Source organism: Exiguobacterium sp. SH1S21 (assembly GCF_004337175.1).
GTDB lineage: Bacteria > Bacillota > Bacilli > Exiguobacteriales > Exiguobacteriaceae > Exiguobacterium > Exiguobacterium aurantiacum_A.
In genome coordinates, this window is sequence record NZ_SJUY01000002.1 from 1 (window position 1) to 24,541 (window position 24,541).

At 53.2% G+C, this 24,541-nt stretch carries 29 protein-coding genes, 1 tRNA gene and 1 riboswitch; of the genes, 16 read left to right on the plus strand and 14 right to left on the minus strand.

The window, feature by feature from the left end; all coding sequences use genetic code 11:
- Window positions 1-89, plus strand: an 89-nt coding sequence (locus EVJ24_RS03440) for an IS3 family transposase (protein ID WP_145984890.1), incomplete at its 5' end; no start/stop codon positions are given.
- A 51-nt stretch (window positions 90-140) separates the two neighbouring features.
- Here the strand turns inward: EVJ24_RS03440 and EVJ24_RS03445 are convergent.
- The 4 genes from EVJ24_RS03445 to EVJ24_RS03460 all read right to left on the minus strand — a co-directional run bounded on the left by EVJ24_RS03445 (window position 141) and on the right by EVJ24_RS03460 (window position 3,990).
- Complete coding sequence (locus tag EVJ24_RS03445) at window positions 141-407, minus strand: hypothetical protein (protein WP_016509018.1); 267 nt, start codon at window positions 405-407, stop codon at window positions 141-143.
- A 12-nt stretch (window positions 408-419) separates the two neighbouring features.
- Entirely contained in the window at window positions 420-1,301 is an 882-nt protein-coding gene (locus tag EVJ24_RS03450) for an SMP-30/gluconolactonase/LRE family protein (protein ID WP_131439657.1), read from the minus strand.
- A gap of 163 nt (window positions 1,302-1,464) precedes the next feature.
- Complete coding sequence (gene rlmN / locus EVJ24_RS03455) at window positions 1,465-2,526, minus strand: 23S rRNA (adenine(2503)-C(2))-methyltransferase RlmN (protein WP_016509033.1); 1,062 nt, start codon at window positions 2,524-2,526, stop codon at window positions 1,465-1,467.
- Window positions 2,527-2,595: 69 nt separating this feature from the next.
- Window positions 2,596-3,990 carry an amidase family protein gene (locus tag EVJ24_RS03460; RefSeq protein ID WP_131439659.1) on the minus strand — a complete coding sequence of 465 codons (1,395 nt, stop codon included), beginning with the start codon at window positions 3,988-3,990 and terminating at the stop codon, window positions 2,596-2,598.
- 120 nt (window positions 3,991-4,110) lie between these two features.
- Between EVJ24_RS03460 and EVJ24_RS15430 the strand changes: the two genes are divergently transcribed.
- Together EVJ24_RS15430 and msrA are read left to right on the plus strand one after the other, a co-directional pair.
- Entirely contained in the window at window positions 4,111-4,272 is a 162-nt protein-coding gene (locus EVJ24_RS15430; RefSeq protein WP_173647367.1) for a hypothetical protein, read from the plus strand.
- Between the two features lie 44 nt (window positions 4,273-4,316).
- Window positions 4,317-4,416: riboswitch (SAM riboswitch) on the plus strand.
- Between the two features lie 61 nt (window positions 4,417-4,477).
- On the plus strand, window positions 4,478-4,996 hold the full coding sequence (gene msrA / locus EVJ24_RS03465; RefSeq protein ID WP_131439661.1) for a peptide-methionine (S)-S-oxide reductase MsrA: 519 nt from the start codon (window positions 4,478-4,480) through the stop codon (window positions 4,994-4,996).
- Window positions 4,997-5,025: 29 nt separating this feature from the next.
- Here msrA and EVJ24_RS03470 read toward each other — a convergent pair whose 3' ends face one another.
- Window positions 5,026-5,889 carry a GRP family sugar transporter gene (locus EVJ24_RS03470; protein ID WP_070327190.1) on the minus strand — a complete coding sequence of 288 codons (864 nt, stop codon included), beginning with the start codon at window positions 5,887-5,889 and terminating at the stop codon, window positions 5,026-5,028.
- Between the two features lie 144 nt (window positions 5,890-6,033).
- Here EVJ24_RS03470 and EVJ24_RS03475 point away from each other — a divergent pair.
- The 3 genes from EVJ24_RS03475 (at window position 6,034) to EVJ24_RS03485 (ending at window position 7,188) form a co-directional block, all read left to right on the plus strand.
- A tRNA-Ala gene (locus EVJ24_RS03475) sits at window positions 6,034-6,106 on the plus strand.
- Between the two features lie 115 nt (window positions 6,107-6,221).
- Window positions 6,222-6,554 carry a four-helix bundle copper-binding protein gene (locus EVJ24_RS03480; RefSeq protein ID WP_131439663.1) on the plus strand — a complete coding sequence of 111 codons (333 nt, stop codon included), beginning with the start codon at window positions 6,222-6,224 and terminating at the stop codon, window positions 6,552-6,554.
- 67 nt (window positions 6,555-6,621) lie between these two features.
- Window positions 6,622-7,188, plus strand: coding sequence for a 3'-5' exonuclease (locus EVJ24_RS03485; protein ID WP_131439665.1), 567 nt, complete (start codon window positions 6,622-6,624; stop codon window positions 7,186-7,188).
- A 27-nt stretch (window positions 7,189-7,215) separates the two neighbouring features.
- Here EVJ24_RS03485 and EVJ24_RS03490 read toward each other — a convergent pair whose 3' ends face one another.
- From EVJ24_RS03490 to EVJ24_RS03510, 5 genes are all read right to left on the minus strand, one after another.
- Complete coding sequence (locus EVJ24_RS03490; protein ID WP_131439667.1) at window positions 7,216-8,277, minus strand: bifunctional glycosyltransferase family 2/GtrA family protein; 1,062 nt, start codon at window positions 8,275-8,277, stop codon at window positions 7,216-7,218.
- A gap of 110 nt (window positions 8,278-8,387) precedes the next feature.
- On the minus strand, window positions 8,388-9,377 hold the full coding sequence (locus EVJ24_RS03495; RefSeq protein WP_131439669.1) for a sodium:calcium antiporter: 990 nt from the start codon (window positions 9,375-9,377) through the stop codon (window positions 8,388-8,390).
- Between the two features lie 213 nt (window positions 9,378-9,590).
- Window positions 9,591-10,439: an HD domain-containing protein gene (locus tag EVJ24_RS03500; protein ID WP_131439671.1), complete on the minus strand. Its 849-nt coding sequence runs from the start codon at window positions 10,437-10,439 to the stop codon at window positions 9,591-9,593.
- A 115-nt stretch (window positions 10,440-10,554) separates the two neighbouring features.
- On the minus strand, window positions 10,555-11,259 hold the full coding sequence (locus EVJ24_RS03505; protein ID WP_131439673.1) for an SDR family NAD(P)-dependent oxidoreductase: 705 nt from the start codon (window positions 11,257-11,259) through the stop codon (window positions 10,555-10,557).
- 38 nt (window positions 11,260-11,297) lie between these two features.
- The gene (locus EVJ24_RS03510) at window positions 11,298-11,855 is read right to left on the minus strand and encodes a glycerol-3-phosphate responsive antiterminator (protein WP_131439675.1); all 558 of its coding nucleotides are present in this window, start codon (window positions 11,853-11,855) and stop codon (window positions 11,298-11,300) included.
- 121 nt (window positions 11,856-11,976) lie between these two features.
- Here EVJ24_RS03510 and EVJ24_RS03515 point away from each other — a divergent pair, with 121 nt between their 5' ends.
- The 3 genes from EVJ24_RS03515 to EVJ24_RS03525 are packed head-to-tail and all read left to right on the plus strand — an operon-like array spanning window position 11,977 to window position 14,044.
- A complete protein-coding gene (locus EVJ24_RS03515) occupies window positions 11,977-12,396 on the plus strand; it encodes a GNAT family N-acetyltransferase (protein ID WP_070327182.1) in 420 nt (139 codons plus the stop codon).
- Window positions 12,397-12,433: 37 nt separating this feature from the next.
- Complete coding sequence (locus tag EVJ24_RS03520) at window positions 12,434-13,627, plus strand: cation:proton antiporter (protein ID WP_131439677.1); 1,194 nt, start codon at window positions 12,434-12,436, stop codon at window positions 13,625-13,627.
- Window positions 13,628-13,633: 6 nt separating this feature from the next.
- Window positions 13,634-14,044: an arsenate reductase ArsC gene (locus tag EVJ24_RS03525; RefSeq protein WP_131439679.1), complete on the plus strand. Its 411-nt coding sequence runs from the start codon at window positions 13,634-13,636 to the stop codon at window positions 14,042-14,044.
- A gap of 36 nt (window positions 14,045-14,080) precedes the next feature.
- Here EVJ24_RS03525 and EVJ24_RS03530 read toward each other — a convergent pair whose 3' ends face one another.
- A complete protein-coding gene (locus EVJ24_RS03530) occupies window positions 14,081-14,710 on the minus strand; it encodes a DedA family protein (RefSeq protein WP_131439681.1) in 630 nt (209 codons plus the stop codon).
- A gap of 104 nt (window positions 14,711-14,814) precedes the next feature.
- On the opposite strand from EVJ24_RS03530, the gene EVJ24_RS03535 reads away from it, so the two are divergent.
- The 7 genes from EVJ24_RS03535 (at window position 14,815) to EVJ24_RS03565 (ending at window position 21,877) form a co-directional block, all read left to right on the plus strand.
- Window positions 14,815-15,372 carry a DNA-3-methyladenine glycosylase I gene (locus tag EVJ24_RS03535; RefSeq protein ID WP_131439683.1) on the plus strand — a complete coding sequence of 186 codons (558 nt, stop codon included), beginning with the start codon at window positions 14,815-14,817 and terminating at the stop codon, window positions 15,370-15,372.
- Between the two features lie 127 nt (window positions 15,373-15,499).
- Window positions 15,500-16,987 (plus strand): sodium/proline symporter PutP, encoded by a 1,488-nt coding sequence (gene putP / locus EVJ24_RS03540; RefSeq protein ID WP_131439685.1) that lies wholly within the window; start codon window positions 15,500-15,502, stop codon window positions 16,985-16,987.
- Window positions 16,988-17,125: 138 nt separating this feature from the next.
- Window positions 17,126-18,262 carry a CapA family protein gene (locus EVJ24_RS03545; RefSeq protein ID WP_236637563.1) on the plus strand — a complete coding sequence of 379 codons (1,137 nt, stop codon included), beginning with the start codon at window positions 17,126-17,128 and terminating at the stop codon, window positions 18,260-18,262.
- A gap of 125 nt (window positions 18,263-18,387) precedes the next feature.
- Window positions 18,388-19,599, plus strand: a complete 1,212-nt coding sequence (locus tag EVJ24_RS03550) for an argininosuccinate synthase (RefSeq protein WP_070327175.1) — start codon at window positions 18,388-18,390, stop codon at window positions 19,597-19,599.
- Entirely contained in the window at window positions 19,592-20,977 is a 1,386-nt protein-coding gene (argH, locus tag EVJ24_RS03555; protein WP_131439690.1) for an argininosuccinate lyase, read from the plus strand. Before EVJ24_RS03550 ends, argH begins: the two co-directional genes overlap by 8 nt.
- Window positions 20,978-21,087: 110 nt before the next feature.
- Window positions 21,088-21,618, plus strand: coding sequence for a biotin transporter BioY (locus EVJ24_RS03560; protein ID WP_131439692.1), 531 nt, complete (start codon window positions 21,088-21,090; stop codon window positions 21,616-21,618).
- A gap of 64 nt (window positions 21,619-21,682) precedes the next feature.
- On the plus strand, window positions 21,683-21,877 hold the full coding sequence (locus EVJ24_RS03565) for a hypothetical protein (RefSeq protein WP_131439695.1): 195 nt from the start codon (window positions 21,683-21,685) through the stop codon (window positions 21,875-21,877).
- Window positions 21,878-21,905: 28 nt separating this feature from the next.
- On the opposite strand, the gene EVJ24_RS03570 is transcribed toward EVJ24_RS03565, so the two are convergent.
- From EVJ24_RS03570 to EVJ24_RS03580, 3 genes are all read right to left on the minus strand, one after another.
- Entirely contained in the window at window positions 21,906-22,757 is an 852-nt protein-coding gene (locus EVJ24_RS03570) for a sulfite exporter TauE/SafE family protein (protein ID WP_131439697.1), read from the minus strand.
- A gap of 68 nt (window positions 22,758-22,825) precedes the next feature.
- Complete coding sequence (locus EVJ24_RS03575) at window positions 22,826-23,713, minus strand: alpha/beta hydrolase (protein WP_131439699.1); 888 nt, start codon at window positions 23,711-23,713, stop codon at window positions 22,826-22,828.
- Window positions 23,714-23,754: 41 nt separating this feature from the next.
- Complete coding sequence (locus EVJ24_RS03580; RefSeq protein ID WP_236637541.1) at window positions 23,755-24,528, minus strand: aminoglycoside N(3)-acetyltransferase; 774 nt, start codon at window positions 24,526-24,528, stop codon at window positions 23,755-23,757.
- Between the last annotated feature and the right edge of the window lie 13 nt (window positions 24,529-24,541).

A 24,541-nucleotide genomic window follows, 5' to 3' on the forward strand; every position in this document is an offset into this window, starting at 1 on the left:
TTAGCTACTACAATCACCATCGTTACCAATGGAACATGAAAAAGATGACTCCTGTACAGTACAGGAATCATCTTCTTCAAGTCGCATAAGTTTTTTTTCATATGTCCTTTACATTGGGTACAGATTATTCTTCGTACCGGTTATTCTTCTAACGCTTTCCGTTCCGCCTCGGAGCGAGGATACGTGTTCGCCTGCCACTCGGCCCGGTAAATCGAATCGAGTTGCGTCAATCCGACCTCGTCATCATCCTTATCGGCATCCACACTCGGCGTCTCGTCCCACTTTGGTTCAAGATACGTATGGTCTTCTTTCCGGGCCCGGTCGTCCAATATCTTTTGAATCCCGACCCGAGCCACCGCCGCTAGTGCCAATCCGATTCCCGCTCGCACGAGCAATCGCTTCACCATAGCCGTCCCTCCTTAACGTCCAAACCGATAAAGTGGCATCCCTTTCACGTCCGTATCGATCTTGAAGACCGAACCCGCATCCGGATGAGCGGCGAGCGCCTCGTCGTCCATGCCTTCCCGTGCCGTCGTGATTGCCAATTGCTTTAAGTCATCCCCGATAAAACTACACGACGTGACGTTCGGCGCCGGGACGATGACTTCAAGCACTTTTTCACCCGTCTCCGGATTCCACCGCGTGACGCGCCCGCCTGCAAAGTGGGCAATCCATAAAAAGCCGTCTTCATCCGACGTCATGCCGTCCGGGAACCCTTCCTCATTCTTGAAATCAATGACGACCTCACCTTCCCCGAGCGTGCCCGTTTTCAAATCGAACGGGAACTTGCGAACCGTCTCGGTCGGCGTATCGATATGGTAAAACGACGTATGGTCAGGTGACCACGTCAACCCGTTCGATAACGTCAATCCGCTCAACATGACCTCGGTCGTGCCGTCGCGGTTCAAGCGGAACAACGTCGCCTGCTCAGACTCGTCTTTTAAGTGGAGCGTCCCGGCGAAGACACGACCGTACGGGTCGGCCTTCCCATCGTTGAAGCGAAGGACACCCTCCGGGTCATCAAGTTCGACGAGTTTATCGAGTTGTTTCGACGTTTCATCCCACTCATAGATACCATCCTTCAATCCGACGATCACGCCGTCGGTCACTTTAGGGACGACAAACCCGACCTGCTGTCCCATATCAAACGAAGATAATTCATCTTCTTTCTCATCGTACCACCAGAGCGCGTGCCCTTCGATATCGACCCAGTAGAACCGCTTCAGTTCAGCGTCCCAGCAAGGCCCTTCCCCGAGCGTGTTTCTGACTCGAATCCATAACGTAGCGTTTACTGTCTCCATTGAATTGCCTCCACTCTCTGCTTTGATATCAAAAGACTATTCCCTGAGGGGGTAAGGACTATTCATCATTCACAAAAATGTTTAAAGATATTTCTCGTCTGACGCATTATACGCCCGGGCACGATAAAAACGCTCCGAATCGGTTTCGATTCGGAGCGCTCGTTTATTTGGCGCCTTCGACGTTCATTTGTTTACTACGTAATTGGCCGCACGCCGCATCGATATCGGTACCGTGCTCGAGACGCACGCCCGTATTGATGCCCCGTTTTTTCAAGACGTCGTAAAACGCCATGATGTCCTCGGTCGTACTCCGCTCGTACTGGATGTGCTCGTTGACCGGGTTGTATGGGATCAAGTTGACGTAAGACTTGTCTTTGATGTCATCGATCAACGCCGCGAGTTCTTCGGCATGTTCCGGCAAATCGTTCACTTTCGAGAGCAAGATGTACTCGAACGTGATCCGTTTATTCGTCTTCTCGACGTAGTAGCGGATCGCCGGCATCAGTTTATCGAGCGGGAACGCCCGGTTAATCTTCATGATTCTCGTCCGCAGCGCATCGTTCGGCGCGTGCAGCGAGAGGGCCAAGTTGATGCGCAGGTCAAGGTCGGCGAACTTGTAGATCTTGTCGGCGAGCCCACTCGTCGAGACGTTGATTTTACGAGGAGCGATGGCGAGACCGCGTTCGTCTTTGACGACACGGAGGAAGTCGACCAAGTTATCAAAGTTATCGAACGGCTCCCCGATGCCCATGACGACGATGTGGCTGACGCGGTCATCCTCACCGACCTCGTCTAAATAGTGTTGAACGGTCATGATTTGTTCGACGACTTCGCCAGCCGTCAAGTCGCGTGTTTTTTTCAAGAGACCGCTCGCACAGAAACTACAGCCGATGTTGCAACCGACTTGTGTCGTCACACAGACGGAACGTCCATACTTATGGCGCATGAGCACCGTTTCGATATAATGCCCGTCGTGCAGTTTAAGTAAGAATTTGACCGTGCCGTCACCCGCTTCTTGTTTGACGAACAGTTCTTGTGTCGTCAGCGCATAGTTCGCCTCAAGCTGTTCGCGCACTTCGGGACGAACCGCGATCTCGTCGAGCCGTCTGACACGGTCGATGTAAAGCGAGTCCCATATTTGTCTAGCGTGGTAGGCACTGTATCCCCAAGATACGCAAGCGTCCGACAGCTGATCAAACGTCAGCCCATATATAGATGATTTCATTGTAATCTGTCCTTTCTTCAATCCGCATACGTACCATTGTAGCGGACGTGAGCGACAGGTGCAACGTTCTTACATAGGCGGGATCGGACGCGTCACGTGGCGTTCGAACGCGTAGGCGATACGGATGAGGTCTCGTTCCGCATAGCTCGTACCCGTGAATGACAGCCCGAAAGGTGCCCCGCTCTGTTTGAGCTTGTATGGGATCGTGATCGTCGGATGGCCCGCTTTCGCCGCCATATCGTAATTCAAGTCGTGTGGCAACGCCAGGGCGTGAAGCGTTTGTTCCATCAATATACGGTCGAGACCGTCCGTTTTCGCCTGCCGGACGTCGGCTAAGCGTCGCTCGAGGTAGCTCGACTCGGTCAAGCGACCCGATAACTGATTCGCTTTCTCGAACGTAACTTGTCCGTGCGGGACCGTTTCCGGGTGACGCTTGTTCCAGTCCATCAAATCGTCGAGCGTTTCATACGGGAGCGCTGTCGTCGCCAAATACGCCTCGATCCCGAGCTTAAACTCATGGTAGAGGACGTCGCCTTGGTCAAGTCCGTCGTTTGACGGCAGGTCGACTTCGACGAGCTCGACCCCGCTCGCTTTGAGTAACGCCAGCGCCGCTTGATAGAGCGTCTGTTCTTCATCCGACAGTTCAGCCTTCACGAAACCGACACGCATGCCGACGGCTTGACGTTCGTCGAGACACGTCCGGTACGGTGGACCGGCCGGTAGATGTGTCGTCGCCGGGTCCGAGTCGTCTTCCCCGCACATCGCTTCTAGTGCGAGCACCGCGTCGCGGAGCGTCCGCGCCATCGGACCGGCCGTATCTTGCGACCGTGAGATCGGAATGATCCCGCTCCGGCTGATGAGACCGACCGTCGGCTTGATGCCGACGATGCTGTTATGAACGCTCGGGTGGATGATCGACCCGCTCGTCTCGCTGCCGACGGCGAGCAACGTCAAGTTCGCAGCGACGGCTGACGCCGAACCAGAGCTCGACCCACCGACGTCAAGCTTGTCACCATACGGATTGAGCGTCTGCCCCCCGACGCCGCTCCATCCGTTCGGCATCCCTTCTGTCAAAAAGTTGGCCCATTCCGACAAATTGGCTTTGCCCAGGATGACCGCCCCCTGTTCCCTCAACCGACGGACGAGCTCGGCGTCGCGACCGGCGAAATGGTGCTCGAGCGCGACGGCGCCGGCAGTCGTCTTCATGAGCCCTGCTGTTTCAATGTTGTCTTTAATCAATACGGGAATCCCAAGAAGCGGTAAACGCTCGCCGCGCCCGTAGGCACGTTCGGCCGCCTCGGCCTCGAACAGTGCGTCTGGGTTCACTTGGATGACCGCTTTCAGTTTATCGTTCAAGCTAGCGATCCGTGTCAAATAGTAGGCCGTCACGTCCCGGGCCGTGAACGTCCCTTCTTTATAGCCGCGCTGTGCGGTCTCGATGTCTAGTTCAAATAAGTCTTGCATCTAGTTCCCTCCTTATAGGCAATGTTATTCGGTATTCGCTGAATGCATCGAATCCCCTTCTTTTTATCGCCATTGGATGTGCAACTTGATACACTAGAAGAAACGTTATTGGAGGTAGCCATGTCCCGCTCTTACATCCTTGTTTTACTGTCCGTGTTCGCCCTGTTCTTTCTACAATTGTTCGGGGATGATTTGCCGTGGGCATTCCCTGCGTCCATTGCCCTCATTATCTTGATTGTTGGTGCCACGCTATTTCAACTTCGGCGCACACCAAATCGTTGACGTTTAAACGAGACAGATGATATGATGCTGTCACCAACTACATATCGATATCTTGAGTGAACGAGAGACCTGGCTCTACGACTTCACAGCAACCTGCTTCGGCAAGGTGCTACTTCCAGCAAGGCATCGCCTTGGACGATATGACAAAACGCTCATGTCGATGACATGGGCGTTTTTTTGGAATGAACATGAGGGGGATTTTATTTTGGAAAAAGCTACATTCGCAGGTGGTTGTTTTTGGTGCATGGTGACACCGTTCGAGGAACAGCCAGGCATCGAAGGCATCGTATCCGGTTATACGGGCGGGCACGTCGACAATCCGACGTATAAAGACGTCAAGACAGGCACGAGTGGTCACTACGAGGTCGTCGAGATCACGTTCGATCCTTCTCAATTCTCATATGAGCGCCTGCTCGAATTGTATTGGATTCAGACTGATCCGACCGACGACGGCGGCCAGTTCCAAGACCGCGGGCAACAATATGCGCCCGCCATCTTCTATCATACGGAAGAGCAACGCGTGGCGGCAGAACAGAGTCGCGACGAACTCGCCGCGAGCGGAAAGTTCAAACAACCGATCGTGACGAAAATCTTACCGGCTGACGTCTTTTACCCGGCCGAAGACTATCATCAAGATTATCATAAAAAAAATCCGGCCCACTATAAAGCGGACCGGAAACAATCTGGCCGTGACGAGTTCATCGACCAGACGTGGACAAGCTGACAACGACGGGCCTCATGCCCGTCGTTTTTTTAGCTCTTGGCGAGCCCGAGCATGAATCCAGCGACCACGATCAGACCGATCCCCATAAAGACGAAGACGCGTTCTTTCGACGTCTTTTCTTCTTTTAACAAGTAAATACCACCGAGTGTCGCGACGACGACGTTCAGTTGAGACAGTGCGAAAGACGTCGCGATGCCGACTTCTCCGCTCGAGACGAACAACCCGAAGTTCCCGATCCCCCAGGCAAGCCCGGCGAAAATGTTCTTGAACGTTTTCGGATCAAACTTTTTCACATCTTTTTCACGAAGGCTGAACAAGAGCGCGGCGATGAACATCCCGAGTGACTGCGGTAGGATGGCGGTGATGCCATCCACTTCAAAGTAGTTGGTCAGGACGGCGTACGTCACGTAACCGATGCTCGAAACGAGGAGCACGAGTAGCCCTTTTTTCAAAGCACTACTGCTGTCGGATTCTTTATTTTGTTGATATGACGTCATGACGGCCCCAATGATGATCAAGACGAGGGCCGAGAAGCCGAGCCATAGCTCGGTCGATGTCTTCCAGTCCCCAAGGACGATGACCCCGAACAGTGATGTCCCGACAAGCTGCATCCCTGTACTGATCGGCATCGCTTTCGAGACGCTTAAAATTTGGAACGACTGGAACTGAAGGTATTGTCCAAGCGCCCAGAACACACCTGATATGAAACCAGTCACGATCGCGAGCGTCGTGAACTCTGGCTTGAAGACGAGCGCGATGACAACCGCCATCACCATCGCGCCGATCGTCGTACCGATCAATTGTTGAATCGGCTTGCCGCCGACAATAGATACGATCAGCGGGATACTCCCCCACATGAGTGCGGGCAGTAGCGCTAGCAAAATCATCTCCATACGTTGCACCTGCTTTCTTAATATAACATCCTATCTATTTTTCCCAGCTCTAACGTCCATTAAACTTCAAAAAAATGATTTTCAAAGTTCTTTCGTTTTTCTTATTGCCAAATCATTTATTAGAATGATATAATAATTTCCAACGGGGCATTAGCTCAGCTGGGAGAGCGCCACGCTGGCAGCGTGGAGGTCAGCGGTTCGAGCCCGCTATGCTCCATTCCTTAAGTCGGTCCACTGATGTGGGCCGGCTTTTTTGTGTCCCCGCCTCGGTTTAAGTCGACACGAACCGGGTAATGATTGTAAGACATCATTTATCTTAAGGGGGACTTCCAATGAACCGAGCCTCTGTCGAAGAGACGATTTTGGCCGTGATCGACTGTATACGGGCGAGCAACCATTGCTTCTCGAAATGTTTACAAGAAGAAGACCTGCTGATGGTCTCGGAATGTATCCGGTTGACAAAAGAATGTGCCGAAGTCGCCACACTCACCTTGAACGCGCTCGAAACCGACTCGGCGTTCACAAGACCGATCGGGGCGCTCTGCGCGCAAGTGTGTGATACGTGTGCCGTCGAATGCGGGCGTCACTTGTACGACCATTGCCAACGCTGCTCTGAAGCTTGCTTGCGCTGCGCCGAGGCGTGTCGGCATCTCTCGGCCGCATGATCGCTTTACAGTCTAACCTTGTGTTAGACTTTTTTTGTACAGATTTTTAACGAAGAGAGGAACTTTTATGCCACATTCTATTCTAGCAATCGACGTCGAGACGGCCAATCGCGACAGTCGGAGCATCTGCTCTGTCGGTTGGAGTCTACTGACAGACGGTGAAGTCGTCGAGACGAACCAATTGCTCGTCAATCCTGAGGAAGACTTTGACCAAGGCAATATTCGCGTCCACGGGATTCGCCCGAGCGACGTCTGGGACGCCCCGGCATTGCCCGAAGTGCTCGAACAGCTCTATCCGACACTGAACGCCGTCGACGTCGTCATAGCCCATAACGCCGCGTTTGACATGGGTGCGCTCCGTAAAGCGATCGCCAAGTACGACTTGTTCACTTTCCCAACGATTGAATACGGCTGTACCGTCAAGTTGTCCCGCAAGCTCTACCCGGGGCTACCGAACCATAAGTTGAACACGATGGCCGAGCATTTGAACGTCCCGTTCATCCACCACGATGCCGCCGAGGACGCCCGCGTCTGCGCCCTGCTCATGCGCGACATGATGATCAAGACCGGGATCACCGACGTGCGCGAGTTGCACCGCTACACGTCGATCAAACTTGGAACGCTCGCGTATTGACGAAAGGCCCGACAGCTGTCGGGCCTTTTAGCGTTTGAAGATCCATCTTTTTTGGACGTAGTAACTCAATACGAACAATACACTGTCGACGGCGACCTTGAGGATGACCTCGCCGTCCCGGAACAGCAGGAACAACACGTAGACGAGACTCGCCGACAGCGCCATCTGCACAGCGACCAGCCCAAAGTATTTCAACATCGAGCGCTTCGCTTTCGATTTGAAGACGACTTTCCGATTGACGTAATAGTTGAATAACGAAGACACGATGCGCGCCAAAATCGTCGCCACGATGACATGGACTGATTCGAACCATGGATTCAATAAGAAGATCAACAACGCGTAGACGCCGATGTCCATTAAGAATGAAGCGACTGATGATAAGGAATAGGCCAAAAACATGCGATAAATGAGAATCGAATCGATGACTGGACGAAAATGTGAGGACGCGTTCTCGTCAACGTATACCGTTTCGATCGGTGTTTGATGGATCGGTACTTGCAATCGTTTCGTGAATGTCAACATGTTCATCTCGAACTCATAGCGGTTGCCCGGAATATCGATCAGTTGCTTGGCATAGCGGAGCGGAATCGCCCGCAGTCCGGTCTGTGTGTCGTTCAGACGGAGACCGCTGCCGAGCAACATGACAAATCTCGTCATTTGATTGCCGAACCGGCTCCGGAACGGAATCGCAGGCGACGAGAAATCACGACAGCCCATGATCAGATGATGCGGCCACTTCACCCCTTCATCGTACAGGTTACGGACGTCCGCCGGCAGATGTTGTCCGTCCGCATCGACGGTGATCACGCCGGTCGTCTCCGGGTACGCATCGACGATGTGGCGGAGCCCGGTCTTTAGCGCTGCGCCTTTACCGGCATTTTGTTCATGCTCGAGCAGAGCGGAGACGTCCGCCTTTACGTCATCGAACACGACGCGGCACGTATCGGCACTGCCGTCGTTCACGACGATGACATGGGCGAACCCTTCGTCCTTCAACTCCCGGACCAGCGTGACGAGCGCCTGATCAGGGTTATAGGCCGGTATTAATACGACATAGTCGTCTAAACGTTCCACGGCATGCATTTGCATCGCCACCCCTCCTTCTTTCCTCCTATACCCCAGTCAGACGAAAGTGATACCGAGACAAGAAAAAAACGTGATGGCTTTGCGCCATCACGTCAAATCGACGAGCTGATGATTCATCCGGTAAAGATGAGATATGAAGAAACGGCGTAGACGAAGACGACGAGAATCGAAGGAAGGGCGTATCTGACTTTCGATGTCACGTCTTTGCGAAGGACGCTGTACATGACCAAGATTGACAGAATCGTGATCCCGATCGCCGTGACCAAGTGTGATGCCGACACATCCGCTAAAATCGACCCGTTCTGATAAAATACGTCCGACATGGCGATGATGAGCATGTTGAAGATGTTGCTCCCTAAGATCGAGCCGAACGCCAAGTTGACGTTACCGAGTTTCAAGGCGACGAATACCGCGACCGCTTCAGGCAGCGACGTCGACGCCGCAATCAAGAAACTACCGACGAAGCTTGAGCCAAGCCCTGTGACGACGGCGATCTGGTCACCCGTGATCGACAGCGCCGTCCCGGCAGCCATGATGACGAGTGCCGCGATAACGAACCCGACGCCGGCTTGTTTCACTGAAATCGTATCCGTGACACTCGCACCGACTTCTTGTTCGACTTCTCGTTCGGCCGTCGGCTCTTGAGGCCGCTTCCCGATATAATAAATCCCAATCGCATACAAGACGGCAATTAATATCGCGTCAATGCCAATTCCTAGTACTGTATAATCAATCCGGACGATGAGCGCGACCATCGTGACGAGCGTCAACATCAATCCGAGACTGGCTGTATATAGATGGTCTCGACTCGCGTCATTGAACAGTCGCTTTTGACGATAAAATAGATCGAACATTGCCAAAATGAAGATGTTGAACAAGTTCGAACCGAGCATGTTCCCGATCGCGATATCCGGGTTATTGATCAAGACGGCGGATACGCTCGTCGTCACTTCCGGAAGTGACGTCGCACCTGCAAGCAAGACCGTCCCGACGAGCATCCCGCTCATCGTTGACTTCTCACTGATGACATCAGCGTACGTCGATAATTTTATGGCAGCATACACTGTAATCGCAGCAGCCAAAATAAAGTAAATAAATACCATGTAGATTTTTCTCCCCTTTTCATGAATTCAAAAAGACCTTTTTATGGACGCCGAAAACGCATCCATAAAAAGGTCTTGCGGACTTGGTAAGAAGCTCGATGGACCGAGTGCATACGCACCGTAATGACGACCCATCGACCACGTTCGTGGTCGCTACTCCCCTTCTCATGTTCATGACGAATATAACACGTTCAAGGTCACTTGACAATCATTTCACTTCAACAACGTGATGACGTCCTCAGACCGGAGCGCAGCCCGGTAAGATAATTCGTTGATTGCTTGCAAGACGGGAATTGACAAGTCTTGTCTAAGACCGCTGTCTTGCAGTTGATCTTTCAGCGTTTCGAGTTCAAGCCTTTCCGCTTCAGAGCCGTGACGATAGCCTTCCCGCATCGACTCGTTCAACTCGTAAGCAGTTTGACAAAGCGTCGACGACTCTTGGAGCCAATCGTCTTCGTGGAACCCATGCCCGATCACATCGAACAGTTTGTTCAACTTCTCGTCACGGTCTTCTTCGACACCGTAGAACAGCAAATTCAACTCAATCTCAAATTCATCGATCAAACTCGTCGTCTGACTGAAAGGCTGAAGTGCGTGGAGCAGCTCATGATAGTACCAAGACTGATCACGAAGCGGTCGCTTGAACCGTCCCCACACCTGCTTACCTTCACGCTCAATGTCGAGTCGGATCGAGCGCAGATTATGTAACTTGTCTGCCGCTAGAAGCGCAACTTCGTCATACTGGAGCGTATGAACTTTCTGAATCGTCATCCGCTTACGTTCTTCCCACGAGTGATGCTTCCCCGGTTCCGAGACGGCTTGGACTAACCGGGCGACTTCTCGTCCGAACTTCTGTTCAATCTCCTCGGCCGTCGTCAGCGTGTCTTCTAGTAAGTCATGGAGCAGTCCCGCCGCTACGACCGGAATCGGCTGCCGGTCTTCGACGAGCAACATCGAGACGGCGACCGGGTGGGTCACATACGGAATGTTCGTCCCTTTGCGAAACTGCCCGTCATGACGGACGGCCGCAAAGCGCAAAGCCTCTTCGATCAGCTGGTGCACGACGTTTCCCCCTTCAAATTTGTCTACTCACTCCTTCCTGTTATACCCATGACTAGGACTTATCACTCACATCCGCATTTAGAATATAGGGTAATCGTCCTACCGGCAGACTTCATCAAGACTCGTAAATCATTTTCTTTGTCATTCCACCATCGACGACGAGGTTATGTCCGTTCACGAAATCGTTCATCGGATCGATCAAGTACGTAACGGCACGGACGATATCTGTCGTCGTACCGACCCGGCCCGACGGATGTTGACGGTGGTCGACGTCTCGCAACGGGTCGTCGGACGTATGGATCCAACCTGGGCTGATCGCGTTCACCGTGACCGGTCGAGCTGCGAGCGAGACGGCCATCGAATTGGTCAACGCGACAATCCCGCCTTTTGACGCTCCGTAAGCTTCCCAGTCCGGCTCGTTTTGGTGCGCACGCGTCGAGGCGAGATTGATGATGCGTCCATACTCCGCCCCTTCATTTAGCGTCAAAAATGCTTTTGAACAAGCAAACGTCCCGACAAGGTTGACATCGATGACGTGTTTAAACGTCTCGACGTCCAACTCTTCGATCGGGGTCTCAAGTGACGACACGCCCCCATTATTGATGAGGATATGTACGACACCGAAGTCTTGTCCAATCTTCTTGAAAGTGTTCGACACGTCCTCTTGGTTGCCTAAATCCATCTGCATGAACGTCACATCGCGAAGCAACGGATCCTCTCCGATGTCGAGTCCGATGACGTGATATGACTCCGCAAAATGATGCGCGAGCGCGTAACCGATCCCTTGACTGACTCCTGTAATGACCATTGTCTGTTTCATCGTCTATCCCTCCTCGAAATCATTTACCCGGAATGTGCTTACTTAAGTCCTGCCGCACGCCAAAGCGTTTGATCGGACGTCGTCACGACCGTCGCTCCGGCCGCGAGTGCTTGCTCAACTTCATCTAGCGACGTAATCAATCCGCCCGCGAACACGGGGATACCCGTCTGTTCTTTGACGAGCCGGATGTATTTAGGGACGAGCCCCGGCAAGACCTCGATATAATCAGGTTGCGTCCGATTGATTAACCGATAACTTTTTTCGAGCGAGCTCGAATCGATCAAAAATAGGCGTTGCACGGTCTTGACTTGTTTTTGTTTCGCCTTTAGGATCACATTCCCTTTCGTCGAGATGATGCCGTACGGTTTATACGACTGACAAATATATTCGGTCGCGAACTCGTCGGCCTTCAATCCTTGGATCAAATCGAGATGGACGAAGACCTGCTTACCGTTCGTCTCAAGCAACCGAAAGACCGCATCGAGACGCGATATGTGGATCTCGAGCAAGACGCCGATGGCGAATTCACTTTCCAGAAAAATTTCTACATCCCGCATATCACGAAGCGCGGGCAAAATCGATTGGTTCTCAAACATTTGGCCGCCACACCCTTTCCATTTTCTTTCATTATTCGGACAAAGGCTTTATGAAATCAAGGTTTATGAATTCAATATAGCGGGAAAACGATTACAACTTGTGTGGAGGGGGACTCATCTTATGGTAAATGAAGTCGAGGTACGGATTGAAACACCGACACCGGAGCAACATCAACAGCTCAGGGTCAAGGCCGGAATGCCAAAGCGTTCAGACAAAGGAACGATAAAAGGACTGGCCAACACGCTATTCGGTGTGTGCCTATATAGAAACGATGAGATGGTCGGCATGGGTCGCGTCGTCGGGGACGGGGGGATGGTATTCCATCTCGCCGATATCGTCGTCGACCCGGATTGCCAAGGCCTTGGGCTCGGGAAGCTGATCATGGAACATTTGATGGACTGGATCTTGAAAGAAGCGGACGAGACTGCCATCATCAGCTTGATTGCCGACATCCCGGCCGACGGGCTGTACAAGCATTTCGGTTTTGACTATTCGCGGCCAGAATCGGTCGGCATGGAGTACCAGTGGAATCAAGACTAGTCGCTGTGGACGGCGACTCGTCACAAAGGGGTGACGTATGGAACTATTGAATATTATCGTTTTACTCGGTTTAGGACTGACCGTCATCTCTGTTCTTAGCCTTATCATCGAGCGACTCTTCTTCCCGAGTATATTGGCATTTATCGCGATCGGGGTCGCCGTCGGCTTCTTCTGGGATGGGAACGAAGTGTTCAAGGTCGCCGGTGAGATTGGGATCATCCTATTATTTTTCTTGCTCGGACTGAAGTTCCCGTTAACAGAGCTCGTCAAGCGGATGAAACAAGTCTGGAAAGCAGGCGTTTTAGACATCGTGCTCGCGTTCGGTGTCACCATCGGCATCGCCTTGCTGTTCGGGCTCGATTTTCCGCAAGCTTTCTTGATCGGGGCCGTCCTTTACGCGACGAGCTCATCGATTTCTGCCAAACTGCTCGAGCGAAATTCGGACAAGCACGAGGACATTAAAGAATTCGTGCTCGCCTTGCTCATCTTTGAAGACATCTTCGCACCACTCATCTTGACCGTCGCTCCGTTCATCATTCAAGACGAACCGATCGCTTTCTCTGACATCGGCAAAGTGTTCGTCGGTTTCCTCGTGTTCGGTGTTTTGTTGTTTGTCGGCTCACGCTTCGTCACGAAACAACCGAAGATTGCGAAGCATATGCTACGTCAGGACGATGCGAGCATCGGCTTGATCGGCTTGATTTTGTTCTTCGCGGGCATCGGCATGATATTCGGGTTATCGGAGATACTCGGAGCGTTCATCGCCGGAATCATGCTGGCCGGCATTCACGACGTCAGACCGTTGAAACGTCTGACCGTACCGGTCCGTGATTTGTTCTTACCGATTTTTTTCATCTCATTCGGAATCTCGATCAACCTCGAGCAAGGAGTGATCATCAACACGCTCTTCTTCGTATTGATCGTCTGGGGCGTGCTGTCGAAGTGGATCGTCGGCCGTGTCGGCGGCAGGCTGTTCGGGTTGACGCGGGTTCAAGCGAACGAGGCCGGTTTCTCGCTCGCACCTCGAGGCGAGTTCTCGATTCTGTTCACCGCCCTCTCGAACGGTGCCATCAACTTGTTCGTCGGATTATACATTTTCGTTTCCGCCATCATTGGCATCGTCTTGTTCCGCTTCTCTGAAAGTTTAGCGGCGAAGACGGAGCAGACGCTCAAAAGAGTCTTGCCCGAGGAAACTGATAGAAAACCTGACCAAACCGATAAAGGAGACTGAAAACTCATGGTTGAAGTTGCATTTGTATGTATTCATAACTCATGCCGTTCTCAAATGGCAGAGACGATCGGACGCGATGTGCTCGGAGATATCGCCCGCGTCCACTCAGCCGGCACGGAAGATTATCCGGAAGTAAAGCCGCTCGCGCTCGAGGCCGTCCGGGAGATCGGTCTTGATCCGTCGGGTCAACACCCGAAACGGCTTGACGATATCCCGGACCGGCTCGACTATTTGATCACGATGGGTTGCGGGGGCGAGTGTCCGTACGTACCGACGACATATCGGGATGACTGGGGGCTCGACGACCCTTCCGGTCAGCCGATCGAAGCGTTCCGGGAGACGCGTTCGCAAATCATCACGAAGATGAAGCAGTTGCGCGAACAGATTTTGAACGACCATCCTGAACTCCAAAAATAACGGGCCCTCTTAGGAGGACCCGTTTTTTAGTCGCCATCAAACCGACGACGCTTTGTTCGACTGTTTCCGTTTCCGTCGCTTCCGCCACACGACAAAAGCGATGATTGCGATGACGAGAAGCGCGTACATCACATATGAATACACGTCGAGATAGCCTAAGATCGATTCCCAGTTCTCCCCGACCCGAATTCCAATATAAATCAGAATCGAATTCCAGATCACCGTTCCGGCCGTGCTCAACAGCAAAAACTTGAAGAACGGCATGTTCGACATACCGGCCGGCAGTGAGATCAAACTCCGAACGACCGGCATGAGCCGACCAAAAAAGACCATCCAGCCGCCATAGCGGTCAAACCAAGCGTCTGCTTTTCGGACGTCTTCGATATCGAGCCTGATCCACTTCCCGTGCCGCTTCGTCCACCGCTCGATTTGTTCGACGTCTAAATATAATCCGATGCCATACAACAGGACCGCTCCTAAAATGGCACCCGCTGTCGCCGCCAAGACGACGACCCAGACGATCAAGTTTGTTTTGACCGCAAAGAACCCACCGAACAGCAAGACGACTTCTGACGGAATCGGCGGAAACACGTTCTCGATAAAGATCATGAACGCGATGCCGAAATAACCGTACTGTTCAATGATACTGATCATCCAATCTCGCATAAATCCATCAACCTCCAATATGACGTATTATACCCGTCAATGAACATCGACAACCGTTCTGACGTGCTAAAATGAATCGACAACGAAAAGGAGATGAAAGCAACATGGAAGAGACGTCACGCTGCCCTTGGTGCGGCACAGACCCGGACTACGTTCGATATCATGACGAGGAGTGGGGCCAACCGGTCCACGATGACAAGAAACATTTCGAATGTTTGACGCTCGAGAGCGCGCAGGCAGGACTCAGCTGGATCACCATCTTACGAAAGCGTGAGAACTATCGACGCGCGTATGCCGATTTCGATGTCACGCGCGTCGCAGACTATACCGATGTCGACATCGAGCGGCTGCTGTCAAACGATGGAATCGTCCGCAATCGCCGCAAGATTGAAGCATCGATCAACAACGCCAAACGGTTTCTCGAGATTCAGCACGAGTTCGGTACATTCGATGCGTACATCTGGTCGTTCGTCGACGGAAGCGTCATCAATAACGATTGGACGTCGGTCGAAGAGGTTCCGGCGACGACGGAGCTATCGCATCGCTTGAGCACAGACTTGAAACGACGTGGCTTTAAATTTCTCGGTCCGACGACCGTTTACGCCCACCTGCAAGCGACCGGTCTCGTCAACGACCATCTGATCAACTGCCCCGCCAAATGATTTTTTGTTATTTTAGTCAATGATGAAAAATAAACGTGCAGCCGATTCAATTTTGTGACAAAATCTTGTCAAGGTATAAGATATAGATTTTGAGAACGTTTTCACAACTGAATGAGGGGGCTGTTACATGAACGGAATTTTAGTTTCCATCACGATTTACATGGTGCTCATGGTCGTACTTGGCGTCGTCGCCTATCGCCGGACAGAGAGCATCGGCGACTATATGCTCGGAGGAAGAGGGCTCGGTCCCGGCGTCGCCGCCTTGTCGGCCGGGGCATCTGACATGAGCGGTTGGCTACTCATGGGCTTGCCGGGCGCCATGTTCGCGACCGGCCTCTCGAGTGGGTGGATCGTCATCGGGTTGACGATCGGCGCCTACTTGAACTGGCTCCTCGTCGCCCCGCGTTTACGCACGTATTCATATTTGTCGGAGGATGCGATCACGATCCCAGACTTTTTCGAGAAGCGGTTCAAAGATTCTCGGGGCACGCTGCGGACGTTCTCAGCCGCCGTCACCTTGATTTTCTTCACACTATACGCGACGAGCGGCTTCGTGGCCGGGGGCCGGTTGTTCAACGCCGTCTTCGGCATCGAATTTGTGACGGGCGTCTTGATTTTAGCGTCGATCATCATCCTGTATACGTTCATCGGCGGGTTCCTCGCTGTCAGTTGGACGGACTTCGTCCAAGGACTGATCATGTTGTTCGCGCTCATTTTCGTTCCGGCGATCGCGATCACGGCGACTGATGGCGTCTCGAACGCGCTCCAAACAATCGATGATATCGATTCGGCGCTGCTCGATCCATGGACGGGCCAATCGTTCATCGGAATCGTGTCTCTATTCGCCTGGGGGCTCGGTTACTTCGGACAACCGCATATCATCGTCCGCTTTATGGCCATCGAAAAATTACAAGATATTAAGACCGCCCGCCGGATCGGCATCTCGTGGATGCTCTTCACCGTCGTCGGGGCGATGGCGACCGGATTGATCGGTCTCGCCTACTACACACAGCAAGGACTTGAGATCGACAATCCAGAAAATATTTTCATAAATCTATCGGACCTATTATTCGTCGACTTGATCACGGGCGTGTTACTCGCGGCACTACTTGCCGCGATCATGTCGACCATCTCGTCGCAGTTGCTCGTCTCGTCTAGTGCGGCGACGACCGATTTTTACCAAAAGTTTTTCCGCAAACAGGCAGGTGACCGTGAACTCGTCATGGTCGGCCGGATCACCGTCATTCTCGTCTCGGTCGTCTCGATTTGGCTCGCCTTCGGTGCCGATGATACGATCTTGAACCTCGTCGGCTACGCTTGGGCCGGTTTTGGTTCCTCGTTCGGCCCGCTCATCTTGTTCAGCTTGTTTTGGAAGCGGACGACGCGCCAAGGCGCACTCGCGGGCATGTTGACGGGTGCATTTATCGTCATCGTCTGGAAGAACTTCGCCAGCGACTGGTTCGGGACCGTCGGTGAACTGTATGAGATGATTCCAGCGTTCTTCTTGTCGGCGCTTGCCATCTATGTCGTCAGTTTGATGACACCGCCACCAAGCACGACAATCACGAACGAGTTTGAACAGATGGAGCACATATTGAAAAAAGAAGGCATTTGAACCGCACAAAGTACCGGGATCCACTACCCCGGTACTTTTTTGTCTGTCGTGTCAAAAGGAGATTTAGCGCTTTTGCCGAACTTCTCTATATACACGTTCGATTTCAAATGAAAGGAAGTGACCACTCACTTGAAACGAGTGATCTTGCTAAAACAACCTGCCCTGCTTTTGTCCCTCCTTTTCCTGTTCGGCTGCACCTCAGCCGATGTCGAAACAACGCAACCCGAGCAAGCTGAGAATCCGCCGGTCGAGACCGAACAACCGGTTGATACCGTGCCCGAAGAACCGGAACCGGTCGTGACGACGACGTCCATTTACGCGATCGGCGATGTTTTGTTGCACGACTCCGTCTATGACGCCGCTAAGAGCGGTGACGGCTATGACTTCACCCCCGCGTTTGAAAAAGTTGCGTCCGCGATGTCCGAGGCCGACATTACCGTTGCCAACCAAGAGAGCATGATCGGCGGCAGTGACATCGGATTGTCGAGTTACCCTGCCTTCAATAGCCCCTACGAGATCGGTGATGCGTTGCAAGAAGCAGGCATCGACCTCGTGACGACAGCGAACAATCACACGCTCGACCGCGGCGTGAAAGCAATTGAGAATTCCATCGCCTACTGGAACTCGATCGATATGCCGTATACCGGTTCGTTCTTATCCGAAGCAGATAAAGCCAACGTCCGGACGCTGACCGCGAACGACATCTCGTTCGCGTTCCTCGCCTATACGTATGGGACGAATGGTGTCGTGCCAAAGCAGCCGTATCACGTCAATTACATTGACGTCGAAGCGATGAAACGAGATATCGAGGCGGCCGAACAAACCGCCGAGCTGACCGTCGTCGCTCTCCACTTCGGGAATGAGTACGAGCCGCTCCCGAATGAATCGCAACAAACACTCGTCCAACAACTGTCCGACTTCGGGGTCGACATCATCATCGGCCATCATCCGCACGTCCTGCAGCCGACGGCCTGGGTCGACGGCGCTGCAGGCAATCGAACGTTCGTCGCCTACTCACTCGGAAACTTCTTGTCTGGCCAGCAAGGCGATGAGCGGAATACGGGCGGCATCGTCGGTATCGACATCGTCAAGACGACCATCGACGGCGAATCGACGTTTGAGCTCACGAACCCGATGTTCTATCCGACGTTCACACGGCAATCGAGCGCGGGCCATTTCGAGGTCGTCCCTCTCCAGTCCGCCAAACCTGAGCTATTCAACGAGACGAGCGAGCATATGAAACAATGGATGCCAGAACTCGAGATCATTCAGTGACGAACCACTTTTCATAAGTGGTTCTTTTTTTTTAGAAAACCATTGCTTTCCGTCCCAGCATCCTTTAATGTAAGTTGTATATTTATAAAAACAGATGAATAATTATGTATAAGGGGTGCAATGAAATGAAACAAAAACTCGTATTAGCTTATTCAGGTGGATTAGATACTTCGGTCGCCATCAAATGGTTGAACGAACAAGGGTATGACGTCATCGCTTGTTGTTTGAATGTCGGAGAAGGTAAAAATTTGGAGCATATCCAACAGAAAGCGCTCAAGGTCGGCGCCGTCAAATCAGTCGTCATCGACGCCGTTGATGAGTTCGTCAATGACTTCGCCCGTTATTCGATGCAGGCTCACACGATGTACGAAGGTGTCTATCCGCTCGTTTCCGCCTTATCACGGCCGCTCATCTCGAAAAAGCTAGTCGAGGTCGCACAAGCTGAAGGAGCAGTCGCTGTCGCTCACGGCTGTACCGGCAAAGGCAACGATCAAGTCCGGTTCGAAGTATCGATCCACGCGCTCGACCCGTCGCTCGAAATCATCGCACCGGTCCGGGAATGGAAATGGTCGCGGGAAGAAGAAATCGCCTACGCCGCCAAACACGATATCCCGATTCCGATTGTTCAAGCAGAACCGTTCTCGATCGACCAAAATATTTGGGGGCGTGCCGTCGAGTGTGGCATCCTCGAAGACCCGTGGGCCGCTCCACCAGCAAGCGCCTATGAATTGACGGCTCCGCTCGAGGATACGCCGCATGAACCGACGTACGTCGAGATCGAATTCAAACAAGGCGTCCCGGTCGCCCTCGATGGGAAACCAGCGACGTTCACGTCGATCCTTGAACAATTGAACATCGCCGCCGGCGCCCACGGGATCGGCAAGATCGATCATATCGAGAACCGGGTCGTCGGTATCAAGTCGCGTGAAGTGTATGAGGCACCCGGGGCAATGACGTTGATCACGGCACACCACGCCCTCGAGGCGTTGACGCTCGTTCGTGAAGTCGCCCATTTCAAGCCGATCGTCGAACAGAAATTGACCGAGACGATCTATAACGGCCTCTGGTATTCACCGCTCACGAAAGCACTCCTCGCCTTCATCGATGAGACACAACAGACGGTGACCGGAACGGTGCGGATGAAACTGTTCAAAGGTCAAGCCATCGTCGACGGGCGGAAGTCGCCGATCTCGCTCTATGATGAACAACTTGCCACGTACACGTCAGCCGATACGTTCGACCAACAGGCTGCTGTCGGCTTCATCAAACTTTGGGGCCTACCGACAAAAGTCCAGGCCGAAGTATTGGCCGAGAAAGGATTGATGCCCCATGAGTAAACTATGGGGGGGACGGTTCGAGCAGACAGCGAGCGAATGGGTCGACGAATTCGGTGCCTCGATCCATTTCGACGCCCAGCTCGTGCTAGAAGATATCGAAGGGAGCATCGCCCATGTGACGATGCTCGGGGACCAGCACATTTTAACCGCTGACGAGTCCGAACAGATCATCGGCGGTCTGAACACCCTCGCTGAGAAAGCACAAGCCGGCGAGCTGTCGTTCAGCGTGTTCCATGAAGACATCCACATGAACCTTGAGTCGTTACTTCGCGAGGAAATCGGTCCGGTCGCCGGGAAGATGCATACGGCGCGCAGTCGAAACGACCAAGTCGCGACCGACATGCACCTGTATTTGAAGCGTCGCGTCGGTGAGACGATCGAAGGCATTGAAGCACTACAGACGGCGCTCTATACGCATGCGGCAAACAACGTCGAGACGATCATGCCGGGCTACACGCACTTACAACGGGCACAACCGGTCTCGCTCGCCCACCATTTGCTCGCTTATTTTTGGATGCTCGACCGTGACAAGGAACGCTTCAATGACAGTTTGAAACGGATCGATATGAGTCCGCTCGGTGCCGGTGCGCTCGCCGGGACGACGTTCCCGATCGACCGTCATCGGTCGGCCGAGCTGCTCGGCTTCAGTCGAGTCTATCCGAACAGCCTCGACGCGGTCAGCGACCGTGATTTCATCTTAGAATATTTATCAAACGCATCACTCCTGATGATGCACTTGTCACGGTTTTGCGAGGAACTTATTTTGTGGAGCAGCGAAGAATTTAAATTCATCACGATTTCAGACGTGTTCTCGACCGGTTCGAGCATGATGCCGCAAAAGAAAAACCCGGACATGGCCGAGCTCGTCCGCGGCAAATCGGGTCGTGTCATCGGTAACCTGATGGGTCTACTCACGATCATGAAAGGTCTACCGCTCGCTTACAACAAGGACTTGCAAGAAGATAAAGAAGGTATGTTCGACACGGTCAAGACACTTCAAGGTAGTTTGAGCATCATGACCGGCATGATTCAAGACATGACGTTCCACGCTGACACGATGAAACAAGCGACCGAGCGCGATTTTTCGAACGCGACCGAGCTCGCCGACTACTTGACCGCGAAAGGACTGCCGTTCCGCGAGGCCCACGAAGTGACGGGTACGCTCGTCCGCTACTGTATCGAGCAGCGCCTCTACTTGTCAGAGCTTCCTTTAGAGACGTATCAAACTCACTCCACTTTGATCGGGACTGACGTCTACGAGGCACTCTCACCGGTCACGGCCGTCAAACGCCGGAATAGCTACGGCGGGACCGGCTTCGATGCGGTACGGACGCAACTTACGGAAGCGGCCACAAAACTTCATCAACCAACGAGTTGACACGAAAGCACCTGGCCAATCATGACCAGGTGCTCATTTTATGCTTGCCAACATAAATCACTAGATGTTAACCTGTATATAGTCAACGTTAACAGAAAAGAGGTTTACATATGAAAATTCATGATTTGACACAAGTGGCCATCGGTGCCGCATTGCTAGCTAGTATCGGTTCTGTCGCCATCCCGATCGGACCCGTCCCGATCACGCTGCAAATGCTCGGCATCATGACGATTGGCGCCATTCTAGGTGCCAAAAAAGGCGGACTCGCTGTCGTCGTCTATCTACTTCTCGGAATGATCGGTCTCCCGGTCCTCAGCGGTTCCGGCGGCTTGGCCCCGTTCGTCGGCCCTACGGTCGGTTATTTGATCGCGTTCCCGATCGCCGCTTACTTGATCGGATGGTTGTCAGAACGATATCGCTCTTTCCCCGCCCTCGTTGCCTACAACCTGTTGATCGGTCTCGGTTTCGTCTATCTCATCGGCAGCCTCGGCCTCCAAGCCGTATTCGGTCTATCGTTTATCGATGCGCTTAAAGTGAACATCCCGTTCATCTTCGGCGACGTCATTAAAGCGGTGCTCGCCGCAGCCATCGCCGTCAAAGTCTCGGCAAATTCGCAAGTCCGACGTTTACTTGCTTCGTGAGCGTTCAAACGTTTCGCCTTCTTCCTTATGTGGAACTTATATAGTATGGAAGGGGGGTGTCCTTATGAGCGATTCAACGTTTAAAAAACGCTTAATGAAAGCGACCCATCTCCATCGCTCCACAAAAGGACCAAAGCGCGGCAAAGATGAATCGCGTGATGAAACACGTGACACAGAGGCGTTCGAACGACGACTCCGTGAAGCGAAGAGCAAAGTCGGCGAAATCCAAGAAAACATTGATCATATTTCTAGACGTTAAAACCCCGTCCACGGACGGGGTTTTATTGTCATTTCTTTCGTCGCGGCCGGATGAACAGTGCGACGATGAACGAAAGCGCCAGGACGACGAGCAGTCCGAGCGAGATGTCATTGAAGCCGAGCAGGTTAAGGCCGACGCTGATGGCGACGGCGACGTAAAATCCGCCGAGCGCTTTTTTGACGAGCTGCGAACTGAACCGTTGTAACTGCTTCGCCCCGATCGGCGAACCGATCATCGCACCGGCAATAAGCACCAAACCGTGCCAATAGTTCGTATCAGCACCGGCGACCGCGTAATTGATCACGCCCGAGACGACGATGAGGAACGCCGCGGCGATACTCGTCCCGACAGCCCGTTTCATCTCGGTGTTGAGCAGCTTGACTTGGAGCGGGGTCAACACGAACCCGCCGCTGACGCCCATGAGTGACGAGATGAATCCGCCGAACAGACCGATAAAACCGAGTCGTGGCACCGATTCCGATCCGATACTTCCCTCCTCGTGTTGCTTCGAACGGAAAAACGAGACAGCGAAGTACGTGAGTAGCGCGATGTAGGCGAGCGAGATGACGAGGTTGGCCCCGTCGAGCGTCTCTAAGTAAAAGACGAGCGGCGTCGCCACCCACGTCCCGACGACCCCGAACGCCCCGATCAAGAGGGCGTGTTTTGGATTGACATTCTTCAGTTTGAGATGTGAAATCGTCCCGGCCGTCGTCGACCCGAGCGTGAGCATCAAGCTGAGCGCGATGGCCGCACTCGCTTCATATCCGAAGACGAGTAGGAGCGGCGTGAGTAAGATCCCGCCCCCGATTCCGAAGAATCCGCTCAAAATCCCGATGAGCGTTCCGAGCAGTAAAAATGATAGTAACGCAGTGACATCCATATAGAACCCTTCTTTCATTCATTCTCGTTAGCAATCATATCAAAAAGGAGCGCAAGATGCGCCCCCACTCATAACGACCGCTCTAAAAAGTCGAACAGTTTTTGACGGTACTCCGTCTGGAATGATTCGTGTGACGCTACGTGCCCGTCATTGTCGGTCACCCAGAGCTCGATCCCGTCATTTTTCTCCGCCAACTGCTCACTTTCAGATACTGGGATGGCGTCGTCGCCTTTCCCGTGAATGAGCAGGATCGGTGCCTCGATTTGAGCGACATCGTCAATCGGCTTCACGATGTCCGCGTCAAGGCCAGTGAACCACGGCGTCACGGTCATGATGACCGGTGTGAACGGGAAGTTCGGCAAATCGCTCCATATCGGCAGATTCGTCTCGAGATAACCGCGAAGATCGCTGAACGGGCTGTCCGCGATGACAGCCGCGACGTCGGTCTCGTCAGCCGTCGCCAAGGCCGTCGCCGCACCCATCGACACGCCGTATAGAACGATCGGTCCATCCGTCCGCTCACGCGCAAAGTCGATGGCCGCCATCAGGTCCGTCTGTTCTCTCGCCCCGACCGTCACGCGGTCTCCTTCCGAGATGCCCGATCCCCGAAAATCGAACGTCAAAAATTGATAGCCTTGTTCATGGAACTCAGGGATGAGTTCTTTCAGCGGCAAGTCGGACTGCTCGCGGTTTTTCCCATAACCGTGGGCGAAGACGATCGTCGCCCGTGGCGTCGGATGAGGGATCCACCAACCGTACAGGTCGCTGTCGTCATCTGCCTGGATCGTCACGTTCTCATATTTGATGCCGAGCGCCTTTGGCGTGAACGTCAACGTCTCCCGCACCGGCGACGTCAATTGGTCGCCGATATGGGCCGAGATGCCGACGACGGCCAACATGGCGACGATCACCACGACACTTACCGCAATTCCTATATATTTTCCCCATCGACTCATCGCCCGACTCTCCTTCATCTTCAAAATATTGCTCGATCGTTTCATCGGAGCCAGCTCCGTAACGCGATCAAGGCGTGTTGCACCGGCTCCCATGTCGACGCCGGGATCAAGTAACACGTTGCTTCATTGATCACGAACGTCTTGACGTCCGCCCGCTTGACGATGTTCTCCCCGATGGCACCGAACGGGTCGCTGTTGACGTCCGTATGTTCGAACGTCTTCCACACCCGCTCGCCATTCTCGTATAAAGCGCAACCGAACTGCTTCACCGGTCCGTCGATCCCATATTCGGCATAGTGCCATAACGTCGTCGCGTCGAGCGGCGACCCGAGATGGAGGATACGAGCGTCTCGTTCGACCATTTTTTCGATCGGTGACCCTGGTCCGAATCCGATATCGGTCGTGTGATTCGCGACTATTTGCTCGGCGTCACGACCCCAGGCCGCGACCGACCACATCGGATGCTCGCTCCGGTGTACGCCCGGATACGTCCGGAACAGCTCGGGGACGCGGCCCATGCCGCGTGTCGCCGTTTTCCGTTGATCAAAAGCAGGCATCTCGGCTCGGATCTCGTCCCACCACTCGCTCGGGACGGGCGGCGCTTCCCATTCGGCCGGGTCGGAGTTATCCCCGCTTTGAGTCGCCATCATGATGAGCCCGCTCGGCCCGACGACGTCTTGTAACGCTTCAATCACCGCCTCCGGTCCGCCGCAAACCCACCCGAGCTTGGATAACGAGCTGTGGACGAATAATGATTCCCCCGACTTGATGCCGCTCTCGCGTAACAGGGCGACCAAACTTGATCTTGTTTCCATATGTTTCATCGGT

Excerpts from the sequence above, each read along its gene's own strand:
- EVJ24_RS03520 (WP_131439677.1), top strand. The coding sequence starts at position 12,434 with ATGGAACTATTGAATATTATCGTTTTACTCGGTTTAGGACTGACCGTC.
- EVJ24_RS03530 (WP_131439681.1), bottom strand. The coding sequence starts at position 14,710 with ATGCGAGATTGGATGATCAGTATCATTGAACAGTACGGTTATTTCGGC.
- EVJ24_RS03495 (WP_131439669.1), bottom strand. The coding sequence starts at position 9,377 with ATGGTATTTATTTACTTTATTTTGGCTGCTGCGATTACAGTGTATGCT.
- EVJ24_RS03565 (WP_131439695.1), top strand. The coding sequence starts at position 21,683 with ATGAGCGATTCAACGTTTAAAAAACGCTTAATGAAAGCGACCCATCTC.
- EVJ24_RS03560 (WP_131439692.1), top strand. The coding sequence starts at position 21,088 with ATGAAAATTCATGATTTGACACAAGTGGCCATCGGTGCCGCATTGCTA.
- EVJ24_RS03485 (WP_131439665.1), top strand. The coding sequence starts at position 6,622 with ATGCCACATTCTATTCTAGCAATCGACGTCGAGACGGCCAATCGCGAC.
- EVJ24_RS03510 (WP_131439675.1), bottom strand. The coding sequence starts at position 11,855 with ATGTTTGAGAACCAATCGATTTTGCCCGCGCTTCGTGATATGCGGGAT.
- EVJ24_RS03505 (WP_131439673.1), bottom strand. The coding sequence starts at position 11,259 with ATGAAACAGACAATGGTCATTACAGGAGTCAGTCAAGGGATCGGTTAC.
- EVJ24_RS03515 (WP_070327182.1), top strand. The coding sequence starts at position 11,977 with ATGGTAAATGAAGTCGAGGTACGGATTGAAACACCGACACCGGAGCAA.
- EVJ24_RS03550 (WP_070327175.1), top strand. The coding sequence starts at position 18,388 with ATGAAACAAAAACTCGTATTAGCTTATTCAGGTGGATTAGATACTTCG.
- EVJ24_RS03575 (WP_131439699.1), bottom strand. The coding sequence starts at position 23,713 with ATGAGTCGATGGGGAAAATATATAGGAATTGCGGTAAGTGTCGTGGTG.
- EVJ24_RS03535 (WP_131439683.1), top strand. The coding sequence starts at position 14,815 with ATGGAAGAGACGTCACGCTGCCCTTGGTGCGGCACAGACCCGGACTAC.
- rlmN (WP_016509033.1), bottom strand. The coding sequence starts at position 2,526 with ATGAAATCATCTATATATGGGCTGACGTTTGATCAGCTGTCGGACGCT.
- EVJ24_RS03525 (WP_131439679.1), top strand. The coding sequence starts at position 13,634 with ATGGTTGAAGTTGCATTTGTATGTATTCATAACTCATGCCGTTCTCAA.
- putP (WP_131439685.1), top strand. The coding sequence starts at position 15,500 with ATGAACGGAATTTTAGTTTCCATCACGATTTACATGGTGCTCATGGTC.
- EVJ24_RS03450 (WP_131439657.1), bottom strand. The coding sequence starts at position 1,301 with ATGGAGACAGTAAACGCTACGTTATGGATTCGAGTCAGAAACACGCTC.
- EVJ24_RS03570 (WP_131439697.1), bottom strand. The coding sequence starts at position 22,757 with ATGGATGTCACTGCGTTACTATCATTTTTACTGCTCGGAACGCTCATC.
- EVJ24_RS03490 (WP_131439667.1), bottom strand. The coding sequence starts at position 8,277 with ATGCAAATGCATGCCGTGGAACGTTTAGACGACTATGTCGTATTAATA.
- argH (WP_131439690.1), top strand. The coding sequence starts at position 19,592 with ATGAGTAAACTATGGGGGGGACGGTTCGAGCAGACAGCGAGCGAATGG.
- EVJ24_RS03580 (WP_236637541.1), bottom strand. The coding sequence starts at position 24,528 with ATGGAAACAAGATCAAGTTTGGTCGCCCTGTTACGCGAGAGCGGCATC.
- EVJ24_RS03445 (WP_016509018.1), bottom strand. The coding sequence starts at position 407 with ATGGTGAAGCGATTGCTCGTGCGAGCGGGAATCGGATTGGCACTAGCG.
- EVJ24_RS03460 (WP_131439659.1), bottom strand. The coding sequence starts at position 3,990 with ATGCAAGACTTATTTGAACTAGACATCGAGACCGCACAGCGCGGCTAT.
- EVJ24_RS03470 (WP_070327190.1), bottom strand. The coding sequence starts at position 5,889 with ATGGAGATGATTTTGCTAGCGCTACTGCCCGCACTCATGTGGGGGAGT.
- EVJ24_RS03480 (WP_131439663.1), top strand. The coding sequence starts at position 6,222 with ATGAACCGAGCCTCTGTCGAAGAGACGATTTTGGCCGTGATCGACTGT.
- EVJ24_RS15430 (WP_173647367.1), top strand. The coding sequence starts at position 4,111 with ATGTCCCGCTCTTACATCCTTGTTTTACTGTCCGTGTTCGCCCTGTTC.